Here is a 230-nt window from a genome sequence, read left to right on the forward strand (position 1 = left end):
GCCGGTGGGCTATGCGCTTGTCATCAGCTCCGGCCTGGCCGCTATCACCGTCGGCGGCATACCGGCCGTGGCCGCGGTGGTGAAAATCTTTCAGCCGACGCAGAGCTTCCCGCTACTGGCGATTCCGTTCTTCATGCTGTCCGGCAGCCTGATGATGGGGGGCGAGCTGGGCAAGCGACTGATCCATTTCGCCACCTCGCTGGTGGGACGTTTCCACGGCGGGCTCGGGC

General features: G+C 65.7%; 1 protein-coding gene. It reads left to right on the forward strand.

The window, feature by feature from the left end:
* Window positions 1-230: TRAP transporter large permease subunit (locus MO867_RS23185; protein ID WP_252473512.1), on the forward strand; the 230-nt coding region annotated here is incomplete at both ends.

Source organism: Microbulbifer okhotskensis, assembly GCF_023895975.1.
Classification (GTDB): Bacteria; Pseudomonadota; Gammaproteobacteria; order Pseudomonadales; family Cellvibrionaceae; genus Microbulbifer; species Microbulbifer okhotskensis.